14 protein-coding genes are annotated in these 13,893 nt (G+C 57.6%); 4 read left to right on the top strand and 10 right to left on the bottom strand.

What is annotated here, in order from left to right; translation table 11 throughout:
* Positions 1-19 precede the first annotated feature (19 nt).
* Entirely contained in the window at positions 20-1,057 is a 1,038-nt protein-coding gene (locus ACQE3E_RS03115; protein WP_313729111.1) for a coproporphyrinogen III oxidase, read from the top strand.
* Positions 1,058-1,398: 341 nt separating this feature from the next.
* Here ACQE3E_RS03115 and ACQE3E_RS03110 read toward each other — a convergent pair whose 3' ends face one another.
* Both ACQE3E_RS03110 and ACQE3E_RS03105 read right to left on the bottom strand, forming a co-directional pair.
* Positions 1,399-1,938, bottom strand: coding sequence for a DUF1697 domain-containing protein (locus ACQE3E_RS03110; protein WP_313729112.1), 540 nt, complete (start codon positions 1,936-1,938; stop codon positions 1,399-1,401).
* Between the two features lie 160 nt (positions 1,939-2,098).
* Positions 2,099-2,770 (bottom strand): hypothetical protein, encoded by a 672-nt coding sequence (locus tag ACQE3E_RS03105; protein ID WP_313729113.1) that lies wholly within the window; start codon positions 2,768-2,770, stop codon positions 2,099-2,101.
* A gap of 544 nt (positions 2,771-3,314) precedes the next feature.
* On the opposite strand from ACQE3E_RS03105, the gene ACQE3E_RS03100 reads away from it, so the two are divergent.
* Positions 3,315-4,403: an IS5 family transposase gene (locus ACQE3E_RS03100; RefSeq protein WP_427501634.1), complete on the top strand. Its 1,089-nt coding sequence runs from the start codon at positions 3,315-3,317 to the stop codon at positions 4,401-4,403.
* Positions 4,404-4,652: 249 nt separating this feature from the next.
* On the opposite strand, the gene ACQE3E_RS03095 is transcribed toward ACQE3E_RS03100, so the two are convergent.
* Positions 4,653-7,019: a phosphoketolase family protein gene (locus ACQE3E_RS03095; RefSeq protein ID WP_313729114.1), complete on the bottom strand. Its 2,367-nt coding sequence runs from the start codon at positions 7,017-7,019 to the stop codon at positions 4,653-4,655.
* A 219-nt stretch (positions 7,020-7,238) separates the two neighbouring features.
* Here ACQE3E_RS03095 and ACQE3E_RS03090 point away from each other — a divergent pair, with 219 nt between their 5' ends.
* Positions 7,239-8,045 (top strand): UDP-2,3-diacylglucosamine diphosphatase, encoded by an 807-nt coding sequence (locus tag ACQE3E_RS03090; RefSeq protein WP_064031578.1) that lies wholly within the window; start codon positions 7,239-7,241, stop codon positions 8,043-8,045.
* A gap of 15 nt (positions 8,046-8,060) precedes the next feature.
* On the opposite strand, the gene ACQE3E_RS03085 is transcribed toward ACQE3E_RS03090, so the two are convergent.
* The 5 genes from ACQE3E_RS03085 to gcvH form a co-directional block, all read right to left on the bottom strand.
* Entirely contained in the window at positions 8,061-8,486 is a 426-nt protein-coding gene (locus ACQE3E_RS03085) for a hypothetical protein (RefSeq protein ID WP_313729115.1), read from the bottom strand.
* Positions 8,483-9,286 carry a nucleoside triphosphate pyrophosphohydrolase gene (gene mazG, locus ACQE3E_RS03080; protein ID WP_313729117.1) on the bottom strand — a complete coding sequence of 268 codons (804 nt, stop codon included), beginning with the start codon at positions 9,284-9,286 and terminating at the stop codon, positions 8,483-8,485. The genes ACQE3E_RS03085 and mazG overlap by 4 nt, the downstream gene beginning before the upstream one ends.
* Entirely contained in the window at positions 9,283-10,215 is a 933-nt protein-coding gene (locus ACQE3E_RS03075; RefSeq protein WP_064031580.1) for a carbohydrate kinase family protein, read from the bottom strand. The genes mazG and ACQE3E_RS03075 overlap by 4 nt, the downstream gene beginning before the upstream one ends.
* A 100-nt stretch (positions 10,216-10,315) precedes the next feature.
* Complete coding sequence (locus ACQE3E_RS03070; protein ID WP_064031581.1) at positions 10,316-10,675, bottom strand: diacylglycerol kinase; 360 nt, start codon at positions 10,673-10,675, stop codon at positions 10,316-10,318.
* 8 nt (positions 10,676-10,683) lie between these two features.
* Positions 10,684-11,067 (bottom strand): glycine cleavage system protein GcvH, encoded by a 384-nt coding sequence (gcvH, locus tag ACQE3E_RS03065; RefSeq protein WP_064031582.1) that lies wholly within the window; start codon positions 11,065-11,067, stop codon positions 10,684-10,686.
* A gap of 159 nt (positions 11,068-11,226) precedes the next feature.
* Here gcvH and ACQE3E_RS03060 point away from each other — a divergent pair, with 159 nt between their 5' ends.
* A complete protein-coding gene (locus ACQE3E_RS03060) occupies positions 11,227-12,243 on the top strand; it encodes an efflux RND transporter periplasmic adaptor subunit (protein WP_313729118.1) in 1,017 nt (338 codons plus the stop codon).
* Positions 12,244-12,251: 8 nt separating this feature from the next.
* On the opposite strand, the gene ACQE3E_RS03055 is transcribed toward ACQE3E_RS03060, so the two are convergent.
* Both ACQE3E_RS03055 and ACQE3E_RS03050 read right to left on the bottom strand, forming a co-directional pair.
* On the bottom strand, positions 12,252-13,292 hold the full coding sequence (locus ACQE3E_RS03055) for an MJ1255/VC2487 family glycosyltransferase (RefSeq protein ID WP_313729119.1): 1,041 nt from the start codon (positions 13,290-13,292) through the stop codon (positions 12,252-12,254).
* Positions 13,289-13,813: a phosphatase PAP2 family protein gene (locus tag ACQE3E_RS03050; protein ID WP_071155866.1), complete on the bottom strand. Its 525-nt coding sequence runs from the start codon at positions 13,811-13,813 to the stop codon at positions 13,289-13,291. The genes ACQE3E_RS03055 and ACQE3E_RS03050 overlap by 4 nt, the downstream gene beginning before the upstream one ends.
* Positions 13,814-13,893: the final 80 nt, after the last annotated feature.

Here is a 13,893-nt window from a genome sequence, read left to right as displayed (position 1 = left end):
AAATCTCGGAAATCAGAATATGCCAGCGATTCACGCAAAATCCCCGCGCGCCGAGCGCGCTTACGCGATGCTCCGCGAGCTTAGGCGGCGTTTCGTGAGCCAACTGAACCCAATCGCGGTCCAATTCGGCGACGGCCAGCCATTCGAGCCGATCGAATGGCTGCGCGACCAAGGCCGGCACGGCGGCGGCGCCCGCTACATGGCCACCGACCTGAACGCATTCAACCGCGCCTCGGTCAACACCTCGCAAGTTCAGTACGACGACGACCCCGCCAAGAAGCTGGCTTCCGCGTCGGCGCTTTCCACGATCATCCATCCGAACAACCCGCTGGCGCCGTCGGTACACATCCACATCAGTTGGACCGAAATGAAGGACGGCAACGGTTACTGGCGGATGATGGCCGACCTGAATCCGTCGAACCCGATCGAATCGGACACGACCCGGTTTGCCGACTGCCTGAAACAAGCCGCGCCGGCGCTCTACGACGAAGCCGCGCGACAAGGCGACCGCTACTTCTATATCCCGGCGTTACGGCGCCATCGCGGCGTCAGCCACTTTTATTTGGAAAACCATAATAGCGGCGATTTCGACGCCGATCTGGAGCTGGCCCAGGCCGTCGGCACGGCCGCGATCGATACCTATTGCGCGATATTGGCGGCGGCGCTGGCGACCCGCACCCAACCCAGCGAGGAACACCGCCAACGCCAGCTCGACTACCACACCTTGTATCTTTTCCAAGTGTTGACCTTGGATCGCGGCACCACTTCCGGCTTGCTGGTACACGATCAGAACGACATCGGCATTCTGGCTTCGTTGCCGGCCCAAATTCATCGCGGCTTGCTGGCCTCGTGGCTCGCCGGAATACCGGCGCCGCAGGACGCTTTATTGCGCGGCCTGCTGGCCTGTCTGCCGGAAACCGACCCCTGCCCGATCGAAGACGCGACCAAGCAAGCGTTCGCGGCTTGCCTCAGGCAACACTACACCGCGCATCCGGAGGCCATAGACTTGCAAGCCAGCGGCAACTCCATTCCGCCGACGGTCAGCAATCATCGTTGACGAAAATGAAGCCTTCGACGGCTGGGTTTGTCTCAAAACTCGGGCTTTGGGTAGGCATTGCTTACCATTTAGAAGAGCATCAAGGTGACGGCTCAACTGCTCAAACTAAGCAAAGAAGTCAAATCTGTCGGGAATGAGCCGAATCACAATGAAATTGAAGGGTTTTAGAACGCCGGCTTTCGCAGGCGCTTCGCAATTGCTGTCTCGGACACCACTGTTGCCGTCCCCCTAGCCTTCGGCTCTACGAAAACCCGGCCGCCGAGCTTTAACCAACATAGTAACGAACCATGAACTGCGCGGCTTTTTGCGCGGCTCCGGCGCATTGCGAGCTTAGGAAGCTGCTATCCCGAACTCGCCATTTCCATGACTTTACAAACCGTTTTCCAGTTGCGATCCGTCATTGAGATACCCAAAAGTTTCTCTGAGTTAGCAGCGAGCCTCGACCTACCAATCCCCTCCGGCGCATGAAGGTAAAACACGTGCTCGGTTAACAGAAAACGTTCGCTATTCGTTCTTAGGGCGGCAAGCTTCTCCAAATTTGGATTTTGTGGCGATGCGGAGAGAAAACCGAGGTGCAAGCTACTCGGGGCAATCACCGCCTCGGGAAATGGATTCTCCGCGATGGCTTTGGAGAGTGCTTCGAGAGTAAGAATGTGAATATGCGGCTCGAAACCACGGCGCATATTGATCTCGGCGGAAAGTTGCTTGGAAAGATGAGCCAGGTTATTTTCAGTACTCTCAAATACCCCGTTGCCGCTTTGAATATATGTCCGAACCTTCCGAGCCCCGATGTGTTCCAAGGCGGCAACAAGTTCCTTCATCGGTAGCGAATGGCTGCCACCGACATTGATACCGCGAAAAAAGGCAACGTAAGTATTCATATTGTCAGTACCAGAGTAAATCTCTAAGCGACCGAACATTCGACATAAAAGGCGCGCGCCACAGTACAAGCTCCGATTAGCGCAGCGTATTCGGAGGAACGCAATCACATACGTCCGATTACGCTACCGCTAACAGTATCTACGGTCCTTCGCGAAAAACTTAATTGCTATGGCGTTTTCTTTGGCTCATTCCAACCAAACTCAGTACGGAAGCAAACAACCATATGGCTCCTGGCAACGGAATGACGGAAGCTTCTATGTGATAGTTATACCCCGCTTTTATACTATCTACCGCCGCGAAACCGTCAATGCTTATGGATTGATCGCTCAGTGTTCCGGACCAAAAAGATGGGTTTAGATTGGGCATTGTCACGCAGGAAGCAATGACGCCTGACGGGATGGAACAACCGAGAGATTCAGGCTCCGACTGAAATGCCGTGCCGCTAATCATGGCACTAAAGAAGCTGGGAAAATCGAAGCTATGGATTGCGCCGTTCAGCGTGATATTGGCGTTGGTAAACAATATCCTGTTGGCGATTTCTCCGCTTGCCGACGTTGAAGAAGGGCTTGCCGTGCTTTGATAGCGTTCGACGTCAAATGAACCGGATATGCTGAATGGTCCAAAGTTCTCGCTTGGCTCCGAGCCATCCGCGCCGATTACGATTAAAGAGGGTCTGTAGGTAGCCGAACTCCCCGTTGCGTTAATAACGTAATGAGCGGTTGCGGTTTTGCCGAAATCCACTCCGGCAACTACTGTGGCTTGTGCCGAGCTGATTGCCAGCATGCCGCCTAGCAGAGCGATCCCGCGTGAAATATCCAAAAATCTAAACATGAGTTCTCCTTGAATTGTTGAATTGGCAGGCTTCCTAACCTTTGGCTAGGCTGCGCGGATTCTATAGAAGCGGGCAATTTCAGTCAAACAAACAAACTATGCTGCCTGGAGATTTTTGTCGTATCCCAGTTAGAGTTCCTCCGATTAGCGTAGCTTAATCGGAGGAACGAAATCGCATACGTCCGATTACGCTACCGCTAATCGGACCTACGGTCCTTCTTAGAATCCATATATTTATTGAAATAACGAGTGTGCCTAACAAGCAATTAAACAGTTTCCGCATACCACCAAACCACGATTCCCGCGCGGAAACCTGTTGTTTAAATTCGTGCTGTTCTTTCCATATATCATTTTACGATCTGCAATCGCGGTTAAGGCGCGGCCATTGAATCAAGCCAAGCGCCAGGCGACAACACTTAGCAGGCTGTTGATTTTATCTCCCCCGCAAGCCGCATTGATTCGTTGAGTTAGGTGCTGGATATATTCGTAACACGTTGTTATTCATGGTAAAATGCTTTTGTTTTCCACATATTCCATCGAATCCATGCGCGGCGCCGACATTACCCAAGAAGAACTGTTCAGTTACCGAACCCTGGAAGAACGGATTCCAAAAAAACATCCGCTCCGCAAGCTGCGCAAAGTGGTCGATCTGTTGCTGGCCACATTGGATGACGAGTTCGATGCGCTCTACGCCCGTCGCGGCCGGGATTCCATTCCGCCGGAGCGCCTGTTACGCGCCAGCCTGCTGCAAGTCTTGTTGTCCATCCGCTCGGAGCGGCAGTTAGTGGAGCATATCGACTTCAATCTGCTTTACCGCTGGTTCGTCGGCTTGACCATGGATGACGCCGTGTGGGACCACTCCACCTTCAGCGCCAACCGCGACCGCTTGCTGAACGAGCGCATCAGTCGTTTGTTTTTCGAACGGGTGTTGGCCTTGGCGGACTGGCAAAAGTTGCTGTCCGACGAACATTTTTCCGTGGACGGTACGCTGATTCAGGCCTGGGCCTCGCACAAGAGTTTCGTCAAAAAAGACGGCTCGACCCCTCCGCCGGAAGACGGCGGCCGTAATCCCACGGTCAACTTCAAGGGCGAGCAGCGCAGTAACGAGACTCACGTATCACGTACCGATCCCGATGCGCGGCTGTACAAAAAGAGCGAGGGCGACAAATCGCAGTTGGCATTTCTTGGTCATGCTTTGATGGAAAACCGTAACGGCCTGGTGGTCGATGTCGAAGTCACTCAGGCCAAGGGAACAGCGGAACGCGAAGCGGCTCAAACCATGGTCAAGCGTACGATCCACAAGCCGGGCGCGACCTTGGGTGCCGATAAAAACTATGACACCCAAGACTTTGTCGCCAATCTACGCCAGCGCAAGGTGACCCCGCATGTCGCCAGCAAGGACAAAGGCTCGGCCATCGACGGCCGCACCACCCGACACAACGGCTACCGCAAAAGCCTCAAAATCCGTAAGCGGATCGAAGAGGTCTTCGGCTGGGCCAAGACCGTTGGCCCACTACGGCAGACCAAATTCCGGGGTTTGAAGAAAGTCGCCGCGCAAACGATTTTTACGTTTGCGGCCTATAACCTAACGCGGATGGGCGCCATTTTCGGCTGGCGTTACACGACCGCCTAGGCGCTAGTGCGCCTGAAATCCGCCCAAAGGCGGAATTGCCCCCCCTTCGGGGTGAATATAACCGGCTAAAACCGGTTTTTGAGGCCCAATCAGGCTTCCAGACCACCCGGTGCTTCGGAAAATGGCGTCGAAACCGAAGGTATATCGGCAAATTTCAACAGCCTGTTAGGTTTCCGCCGCGCCCGAGGCGATGTCCCAGCCATTCCGGCGGCGCCGGAATGGCTGGCTGCCGACGGGTTTAGCAAACGATCACGGCCACAGCCAGTTGTCGGCTTCCGGTAGATCCACGCCGTTTTCGTAGGCGTAGTTGCGGCATTCGATTTGGCGGTCGCGGAGCTTTTCCTTGACGTGGGCGCCGGCGACTCGGAGCGCGGGTATCCGGTCGATCACGTCGATGGCCAGACTGAAACGGTCGATTTCGTTTTGGATCGCCAATTCCAGCGGAGTGTTGATGCTGCCTTTTTCCTTGTAGCCGCGCACGTGCAGATTTTTGTGGTTGGTGCGGCGGTAGGTCAAACGGTGAATCAGCCACGGATAGCCGTGGAAATTGAAGATAACCGGCTTGTCGACGGTAAACAGGCTGTCGAAGTCCTTGTCGCTCAAGCCGTGCGGATGCTCGGCGGCCGGGGTCAGCTTGTACAGATCGACGACGTTGACGAAGCGGATTTTCAAGTCCGGGAAATGCTCGCGTAGCAGGACCACCGCCGCCAAGGCTTCCTTGGTCGGAATGTCGCCGGCGCTGGCCAACACCGCATCCGGCTCGCTGCCGTTGTCGTTGCTGGCCCATTCCCAAATGCCGATACCCTTGGTGCAATGCTTGATCGCGGCGTCCATGTCCAGGTATTGCAAGTGTTTTTGCTTGTCGCAGACGATGACGTTGATGTAATTGGTGCTTTGCAAACAATGGTTGGCGACCGACAACAGGCAGTTGACGTCGGGCGGCAGGTAGATTCGGGTGATTTCCGGGCTTTTGTTGACGACCACGTCCAGGAAACCGGGGTCTTGGTGGGTGAAACCGTTGTGGTCCTGGCGCCAGACCGTCGAGGTAATCAGCAGATTCAACGACGACACCGGCGCCCGCCAAGACACGGCCTTCATCATCGCCAGCCATTTGGCGTGCTGGTTGAACATCGAATCGATGACGTGAACGAAGGCTTCGTAAGTCGAGAAAAAACCGTGGCGGCCGGTCAGCAGATAGCCTTCCAGCCAGCCTTCCAGCGTGTGCTCGGACAGCATTTCCATGACCCGGCCGTCGGTCGCCAATTCGCCGCCGTCGGCGTCTTCCGGCAAATAGTCGGCCAGCCAGGTTTTTTTGCTGGCACCGTAGATCGCATCCAGTTTGTTGGACGAATTTTCATCCGGGCCGAATACCCGGAAGTTGCGCATGTTCTCCGCCATAATGTCGCGCAGGAACAGGCCGAGCGGCCGGGTGTTCTCGGCGACCGATTTGCCGGGGCCGGGCAAGGCCGCCGCGTAGTCGCGAAAATCCGGCATCCGCAATGCTCGGCGCAATACGCCGCCATTGGCGTGCGGCGTCGCGCTCATCCGTCGCGGCCCCTTCGGCGCCAGTGCTTTCAATTCCGGAATTAAACTGCCGTTGGCGTCGAACAATTCTTCCGGCCGGTAGCTCCTCAGCCACTCGTCCAATTGCGCCAAATGCGCCGGCTTTTCCCTGACTTCGGCCATCGGCACTTGGTGAGCGCGCCAGAAGCCTTCGACCTTGCGATTGTCGACAAACTTGGGGCCGGTCCAACCCTTGGGCGAGCGCAACACGATCATCGGCCAGCGCGGCCTTACCACGTCACTGCCCGCACGGGCGGCCTGTTGTATCTTGCGGATTTCCAGCAGGCAGGTTTCCAGGGTCTCGGCCATTTTCCGATGCATTGTCAGCGGATCGTCGCCCTCGACGAAATACGGGGTCCAGCCGTAGCCTTTGAACAGGTCTTCCAGCTCTTGATGCGAGATGCGCGACAGCAAGGTCGGGTTGTTGATCTTGTAGCCATTCAGATGCAGGATGGGCAGCACGGCGCCGTCGCGGGCCGGATTCAGGAATTTGTTGGAATGCCAGGAGGTCGCCAACGCGGCGGTCTCGGCCTCGCCGTCGCCGACCACGGCCGCGACTAGCAGATCCGGATTGTCGTAAGCCGCGCCGAAGGCGTGGGAAATGCTGTAACCCAGCTCGCCGCCCTCGTGAATCGAGCCCGGCGTTTCCGGCGTGCAATGACTGCCGATACCGCCCGGAAACGAGAATTCCTTGAAAAACTGACGCATGCCTTCTTCGTCTTCGCCCTTGTTCGGATAAATCTCGCTATAGGTGCCTTCCAAGTAAACCGGCGCCAACACGCCCGGCGCGCCGTGGCCGGGGCCGGCGATGAACAGCACGCTTTGGTCGTACTTGTTAATCAAGCGGTTCAGATGCACGTAGGCAAAACTCAAACCGGGACTGGAACCCCAATGGCCAAGCAGGCGGCGCTTGATGTGCTCGGGTTTTAACGGCTCGCGCAGCAAGGGATTGTCGCGCAGGTAAATCATCCCGGCGGCCAAGTAATTGCACGCGCGCCAGTAGGCGTCGATCTGGCGCAGTTCGGTGTCGGACAGGTTGATTTCGGTACTCATGACTACTCCGTAGGTTCGGCTGAAACGATGGCGATTCGGATAACGACAACCATGCCGATCGACGGAGCGATCAAGCTGGACGCCACGCCACAAGCATAGCCGACAACGCCGAAAGTGGCGGCCCAAGCAGCTTTAACCGAAATGTCACGCAAGCTTTACCGAGCTGTCACATAACGGATTTATGCTGAACTCATGTCAAACTGCTATGGTGAGCGTGCCATGAAATTGCACTATCGTTCGATCTGGATTTCCGATACCCATCTCGGCACCAAGGGGTGCAAGGCCGAGTACTTGCGGGACTTTCTAGACAACAGCGAGTCCGACTACCTGTATCTGGTCGGCGACATCATCGATTGCTGGAAATTTCGTAGCGGCTTTTACTGGCCGGCGCTGCATAACGACATCGTGCAACGCATCATCAAAAAAGCCAAGGCCGGCACCCGCGTGGTCTACATTCCCGGCAACCACGACGAAATGTTCCGCAAACACGCCGGCATGCATTTCAACGGCATCGACATTCAACTAAACGCGGTCCATAAGACCCAGGACGGCCGGCGCTTTCTGGTGTTGCACGGCGACGAGTTCGACAGCATCGTCTGCCACAATAAGAGCTTGGCCTACATCGGCGGCGAGGCTTACGAAGTGCTGCTGTACATCAACCGCTGGTTCAACGCGATCCGCGCCCGTTTGGGTTACAAATACTGGTCGCTGTCGGCGTATTTGAAGCATAAGGTCAAGAATATCGTGGCGTTCATGGACAACTACCAGCACATCCTCAGTCTGGAAGCCCAAAAGCGCAAGGTGGACGGCATCATCTGCGGCCACATCCACCACGCCGACATCAGCGATATGGAGTTCGGCAAGACTTACGCCAACTGCGGCGACTGGGTGGAAAGTTGTACCGCCCTGGTCGAGAATGCCGCCGGCCAGTTGAGCATCGTACATTGGCTGGAAGACAGCCAACGCCTGCTGGATGCCGCGCCGGAGCCGCAAACCGCCACCGGCGGTTACGCCCAGGCGGCCTGAAACCCGATTCGGCGGCTAGCGATGCCGTTTCTTGCCGGTGCTGGATTTGGCCGCGGTCTTTTTTCCGGCTTTTTTAGACTTGCCGGATTTTCGGGCATGGGCGGCCGCCGGTTCGGCGGCCGCGCGCTCCAGTTTGGCGTCGTCCTCGGCATCGGCCGGTAAATCGGGTACCGCAACCGCATTGGCCGAAGACGGGACAACGCCGCCATCGACAGTGGATTGATCGCAATCAGGTAAATCGTGGTCTTCCGGCGTACAAATGACCCGGTAAACAATTCGCCGATCGTCGCGGCCGCTGCTCTCGGCCGGCACCGTTGGCGGGGCCGAGTCCTCGGAAATCGTGCCCAGCACTTCCGCGCGGACGGTCCCGGCCACCAATACCCCCAACGATAGCGCCCCGGCGAGACACGCCCCCCTGATCGGACCGGCCAAGCGACTCATTGGCTTTGCAAGCGGCGCTTGGCTTCGTTCCACAACGCGTCCAGTTCGGCCAGCTCGCAATCCAACAATTGCCGGCCGCTGGCCTTGACCTCGCGTTCGATGAAATTGAAGCGGCGGGTGAATTTACGAGTGGCTTCGCGCAACGCGATTTCCGGATTGACTTTCAGATGGCGGGCCAGATTGACAGCCACCAGCAGCAAATCGCCGACTTCCTCGTGGATGTGAGCTTGATCGCCGGATTGCCAGGCTTCATGGACTTCTTGCAATTCTTCGCGAACCTTGTCGAACACCGGTTCGACGGCCGGCCAATCGAAGCCGTGACTGGCGGCGCGGTTTTGAATTTTCTCGCATTGCACCAGAGCCGGCAGGCTTTGGGCGACGCCGGCCAGCACGCTTTCATCGGCGTCGGCCGGCCGCTTTTGTTGACGTTCCTCGGCCTTGGCGGTTTCCCAGGCTTGCTGGCGCTGTTCGTCGCTGTCGAATTTGGCGTCGGCGAATACGTGAGGATGGCGGCGCACCAGCTTGTCGCCGATCGCGCCGGCGACTTGCTCGAAATCGAACAAGCCGCGTTCTTCGGCGATTCGGGAATGAAACACCACTTGCAGCAGCAAGTCGCCGAGTTCGCCGCGCAGATCGTCGAAGTCGTCGCGCTCGATCGCGTCGGCGACTTCGTAGGCTTCTTCTATCGTGTAGGGAATCAGGCTGCGGAAGTCCTGCTTGACATCCCAGGCACAACCGGTCTCAGGGTCGCGCAGCCGGGCCATCAAGGCCAGCAAGGCTTGGGTTTTGGCTAAACTCAAAACGTCGATCCGAAGGTTTGTTCGTAACGGGCCTTGAATTCCGCCAGTGTGAAGGTGTGGTTTTGAGTGCCGTTGTGCTCGATTTTGATCGCGCCCAGCAACGACGCGATCCGGCCGGTCACGTCCCAATCGTAGTCGTTCATCAGACCGTACAACAAGCCGGCCCTGAATGCGTCGCCGCAACCGGTCGGGTCCGCCAGTTGCTTGGGCTGGGCCGACGGGATGTCGATGCACTCGCCGCGCGTATAAATTTTCGACCCTTGGCCGCCCAAGGTCACGATCAACGCGTCGACCCGCTCGGCCAGTTGTTCCAGACTCAAGCCGGTGCGCTGTTGCATCAATTCCGACTCGTAATCGTTAAACGTGGCGTAATTGGCCAGATCCATCAGCTTCAACAATTCGTCGCCGTCGAACATCGGCATGCCCTGGCCGGGATCGAAGATAAACGGAATTCCCAGTTCGGCGAATTGTTCGGCGTGCTCCAGCATGCCTTGCTTGCCGTCCGGCGAAACGATACCGACGCTGATCTCGGACGCCAACGGCACGCTGTTCAGATGGGAGAAATTCATCGCGCCGGGGTGGAAGGCGGTGATTTGATTGTCTTCCACGTCGGTGGTGATGTAAGCCTGACCGGTGTAATGGTCGTCCAGCACCTTGATGTAACGACTGGAAATGCCGCATTGGCTCAGCCAATGGGCGTAGGGTTCGAAATCGTGGCCGACCGTGGCCATGATCAGCGGTTCCTCGTTCAACAGTTTCAGGTTATACGCGATATTACCGGCGCAACCGCCGTATTCGCGGCGCAGCGCCGGTACCAGAAATGACACGTTCAATATGTGCAATTTCTCGGGCAGGATGTGATTTTTGAATTTGTCGTGGAACACCATGATGGTGTCGTAGGCCATCGATCCACAGATAAGTGCGCTCATTGTTGTCCTTGAAATAACGTTTTTCGGCGGGCGCTAAGGTACCGGATGTTGGCGCCCGGTACAAGGCAAAGATAGCAAACCGGCCGAACCGGTCCGGCCGTTACAACAAGATCAGAGCCCAGGTCGCGGCGGCCCAAATCAGCGACAGCATCACCGCCGCCGAGCCGATGTCCTTGGCCCGGCCGGACAATTCGTGATGCTCGAAACCGACTCTATCGACGACGGCCTCAACCGCCGAATTCAACAGTTCCACCAACAGCACCAACACCACGCTGCCGATCAGCAAGGCTTTTTCGATTGGGGTATGCCCCAACCAGATCGCCAGCGGCGTAGTCACCAGGAACAAAACCACCTCTTGGCGAAACGCTTCCTCATGTTGCCAGGTGGCTTTGAAGCCGGCGATCGAGAAGAAGCAGGCATTCACCAAGCGCTTCAATCCTTTTGCGTTTTGATTGGCCATGCCGTTTCCTAAGCCTCGATTTGAGCAGTATACGCGGCGGCGTCCAGCAAGCCGTCCAATTCGCCGGGATCGGCAGCCTGCACGCAGAATAGCCAAGTGGCGTACGGCGCGTCGTTGACCTGCTCCGGCGCGTCGGCCACGCTGTCGTTGACCGCGACGACGCTACCGCCAACCGGGCTGTACAGATCGGACGCGGTTTTTACCGACTCGACCACGGCGCATTGCTCGCCTTGCTTGACGGTCCTGCCGACTTCCGGCAAGCCGATGAACACGATGTCGCCCAGTTCGGACTGGGCGAAATCGGTAATCCCGACCCGAACCAGGTTGGCATCCTCCAGCTTGGCCCACTCGTGGGTGGCCGCGTATTTCAAGTTTTCTGGCGTTTCACTCATGACGATATCCTGTAAAGCCTAACGGTAGCCCAACAGCATAACGGGCTAATTTTTTTACACAACAAAAAATTCAGGGCGCCATTGGCGCGCACCCTTATAATTTCGACGATCCGCCGGCGTCGAATCGGCCGGTTTCTCAGACATTCACTCGATCACATCATGCGCAATCTCCGTATTCCGGCCTGTCTGCTCGCTGCCTCGGTCGCGGCCAGCGCCGCCGCGGCTACCGACCCGGACGATGCCGAGCCCGGCCAGGTCCCGGCCGCAGGCGCCACCACCGAGGCGCTGACGCTGACTCGGTCCGGCCAACGTTTGGCCGGCATCGTCACCCGTCGCCTGGAAAGCAGCCGGCGCCGTTCCGAATTTTCGGCCTACGGCAGCGCGCTGAACCCGGAGCCGCTGTTGGCAATCCGCCAGCAATATTTGGCCGCGCAAGTCCAACAGGACAGCGCTCGGGCCAAATTCGACGAATCGGCCCATAACTTGGCCCGGACCCGCGACCTGCACCGGCAAGACATTGTTTCCACTCGCCGCCTCCAGGAACAACAAGCGCTGTGGCAGGCCGACAAATCCGGCCTGGCAAGTAGCGGCTACCAACAACAAGCGATCGCCGCCGCCAGCCGCCTGACCTGGGGCGTCACGCTGACCGACTGGTTCACCCGCCCGAATCATCCGCAAGCCGAACAGCTACTGACCGGCCAAGCCCAGCTATTGCAAATCACCTTACCGGCCGACGCACCCGTCGATCTTGCCGTCGGCAAGGCCCGAATTCAGGCCGACGCCCAACGCCAGACCGAACTGACCGCCGAAGCCATCGCCCCGGCGCCGCAAGTCGATCCGGTCAGCCAGGGCCGCCGCTACTTTATGTTGTGTCGGGCCTGCCGCCTGCCCTACGGCGCGCCGCTAACGGCCTGGCTGCCCGGCGCCGAAACCGGCCAGACCGGCGTGCGGATTCCGGCCTCCGCGCTGGTCTGGCATTTGGGGCAAGCCACGGTGTTCGTCAAAGCGGCCGACGACCGTTTCAGCGCGCGGCCGTTGCTGGACTACGCGGCGGACGGTCTTGACTATTTCGTGACGGCCGGCCTGCAAGCCGGCGAGGAAGTCGTCACGACCGGCGCGCAGACGTTGCTGTCTCAGCAATTGAAAGGCACCGCCAGCGGCGAAGGCGATGATTGAAGACGGGATCAATAGCTGACCTGTAGCACGTCCACTTTTTCCCAGACCCGTTCGGTGAAGTCGGCGTCCATTGCCGGCATGCCGTCCTTGAGCCAATCGACGATGACTTTGGCAACGTTCGGATAAGTCACATGCACCGCGTGCGGATGCCGCAACCACTCGTCGATCACCGCCGCGTCCAGGTTGTACATCGTGTGCCCGTAACCCAGTTGTTTCAACGCGGCGGCGTTGGAGATCTGTTCCATCTGGGCGTGCAAGGGCTTGACCAGTATCTTCTTACCCAATTGCAGGGATTCGCTGGCCAGCTCGAAGCCGGCGTTGCTGATGATGCCGGCACTGTCGTACAAATCGGTTTGAAAGCCTTGTCGAGACAGCGGTTTGCACTGAATATGCGAGTAGGGGCTGGCGATCGGCTCCGGCGCGTAGACATGAAACTGGTAATTTTCGAAAGGACTCAGCAGCGTCATCACTTCGCCGATGTCCTCGAACGGCAAATACACCAGAATCTTGTTCGCCTGCACGCTTTGCGGAAACGCCGGGGTTTCAATGATGGGCGGCAATATAGGCTGGCCGAAATGATGCCAATGCAGGCCGACACCAATGTCGGCGGGCGCGAAATACTTCATGACCCGCTCGGCGATGGGGTCGCCGCCGGCCCGCGGAATGTCGTGGCCAAAGGCGTATTGATGACCGATACCCAACACCGGCTTGCGCTGGCGTTTGGCGGCCCAAGCCGTCACCGGTTCGAAATCGCTGATGATCAAATCGTAGCCGCTCAAGTCCAGGCTGCCGATGTCCTTGACAAAGCGGATAGGCTTGGCTTGCAACGCGGTCTTAACGTAACTGACCTGACCCTTGTGAGTATTGAAGGTCAAGCCATCCTTGAGCTGGTAGCCGTTGAACACTTCCATGTCGAAATACTTGTCGGCCGGCCGGCCGCTGAATTGAAACGTCACATCGAAACCGGCCGCGTTAAGCTCCCTGGCCATCACTCTGGCGCGGGTGATATGACCGTTGCCGGTCCCCTGCACCCCGTAAAATATTTTCATAATAAGGTTTGATTTAAGCTAAAAATCGCGATGGCAACGCCCAGCAGAGCCCCCATCAACGTATCGGTCGGAAAATGCACGCCCAACACTACCCGCGAAAACCCCACCGACGCCGCCCACAGATACAACAACGGCATCAGCGTCGGCAGGAAATTGCCCAGCAGAGTCGCCACCATGAAAGCGGCCGAGGTATGGCCGGACGGGAAACTAAACTGGTCGGACGGCTTGATCGTGCTGCGAAAATCGCGCAGCGCCTGCTGCGGCCGGTTGCGTTTGAAACCGTTTTTGAGCAACCAATAAATCGGACGCTCCAACAAAAATGCCAGCAACAGCGCTTGTAGCAGCCGGTCGTGACCGCCCTGGTCCCAGTACAACCAAATCGCCAGCATCACATACGGCACGCCGTCGCCGGTCTTGGAAATCGATCGACATACACCTACCAAATTGGCGTGCGCACCGACGCCGTTCAGCCAGGTAAATAACGAAACGTCGTATTTGTGTATCGAATAAATCAGCTTCATGGCCCTTCCCCCTCAACTTTGCCGCGCGTGTCGACCGCGACGGCCGCACGGCGTTGGAAAACCGTTTTTCCTTTTGTTAT

This window comes from Methylomonas sp. MED-D, from assembly GCF_050276835.1.
Classification (GTDB): domain Bacteria; phylum Pseudomonadota; class Gammaproteobacteria; order Methylococcales; family Methylomonadaceae; genus Methylomonas; species Methylomonas koyamae_A.
This window is presented reverse-complemented; position numbering and strand designations above follow the sequence as displayed.

What these genes read in the sequence shown, in the direction of transcription:
- ACQE3E_RS03100 (WP_427501634.1), top strand. Translation starts at nt 3,315, where the DNA reads ATGCGCGGCGCCGACATTACCCAAGAAGAACTGTTCAGTTACCGAACC.
- ACQE3E_RS03070 (WP_064031581.1), bottom strand. Translation starts at nt 10,675, where the DNA reads ATGGCCAATCAAAACGCAAAAGGATTGAAGCGCTTGGTGAATGCCTGC.
- ACQE3E_RS03110 (WP_313729112.1), bottom strand. Translation starts at nt 1,938, where the DNA reads ATGAATACTTACGTTGCCTTTTTTCGCGGTATCAATGTCGGTGGCAGC.
- ACQE3E_RS03085 (WP_313729115.1), bottom strand. Translation starts at nt 8,486, where the DNA reads ATGAGTCGCTTGGCCGGTCCGATCAGGGGGGCGTGTCTCGCCGGGGCG.
- ACQE3E_RS03115 (WP_313729111.1), top strand. Translation starts at nt 20, where the DNA reads ATGCCAGCGATTCACGCAAAATCCCCGCGCGCCGAGCGCGCTTACGCG.
- gcvH (WP_064031582.1), bottom strand. Translation starts at nt 11,067, where the DNA reads ATGAGTGAAACGCCAGAAAACTTGAAATACGCGGCCACCCACGAGTGG.
- ACQE3E_RS03055 (WP_313729119.1), bottom strand. Translation starts at nt 13,292, where the DNA reads ATGAAAATATTTTACGGGGTGCAGGGGACCGGCAACGGTCATATCACC.
- ACQE3E_RS03095 (WP_313729114.1), bottom strand. Translation starts at nt 7,019, where the DNA reads ATGAGTACCGAAATCAACCTGTCCGACACCGAACTGCGCCAGATCGAC.
- ACQE3E_RS03105 (WP_313729113.1), bottom strand. Translation starts at nt 2,770, where the DNA reads ATGTTTAGATTTTTGGATATTTCACGCGGGATCGCTCTGCTAGGCGGC.
- ACQE3E_RS03090 (WP_064031578.1), top strand. Translation starts at nt 7,239, where the DNA reads ATGAAATTGCACTATCGTTCGATCTGGATTTCCGATACCCATCTCGGC.
- ACQE3E_RS03060 (WP_313729118.1), top strand. Translation starts at nt 11,227, where the DNA reads ATGCGCAATCTCCGTATTCCGGCCTGTCTGCTCGCTGCCTCGGTCGCG.
- ACQE3E_RS03050 (WP_071155866.1), bottom strand. Translation starts at nt 13,813, where the DNA reads ATGAAGCTGATTTATTCGATACACAAATACGACGTTTCGTTATTTACC.
- ACQE3E_RS03075 (WP_064031580.1), bottom strand. Translation starts at nt 10,215, where the DNA reads ATGAGCGCACTTATCTGTGGATCGATGGCCTACGACACCATCATGGTG.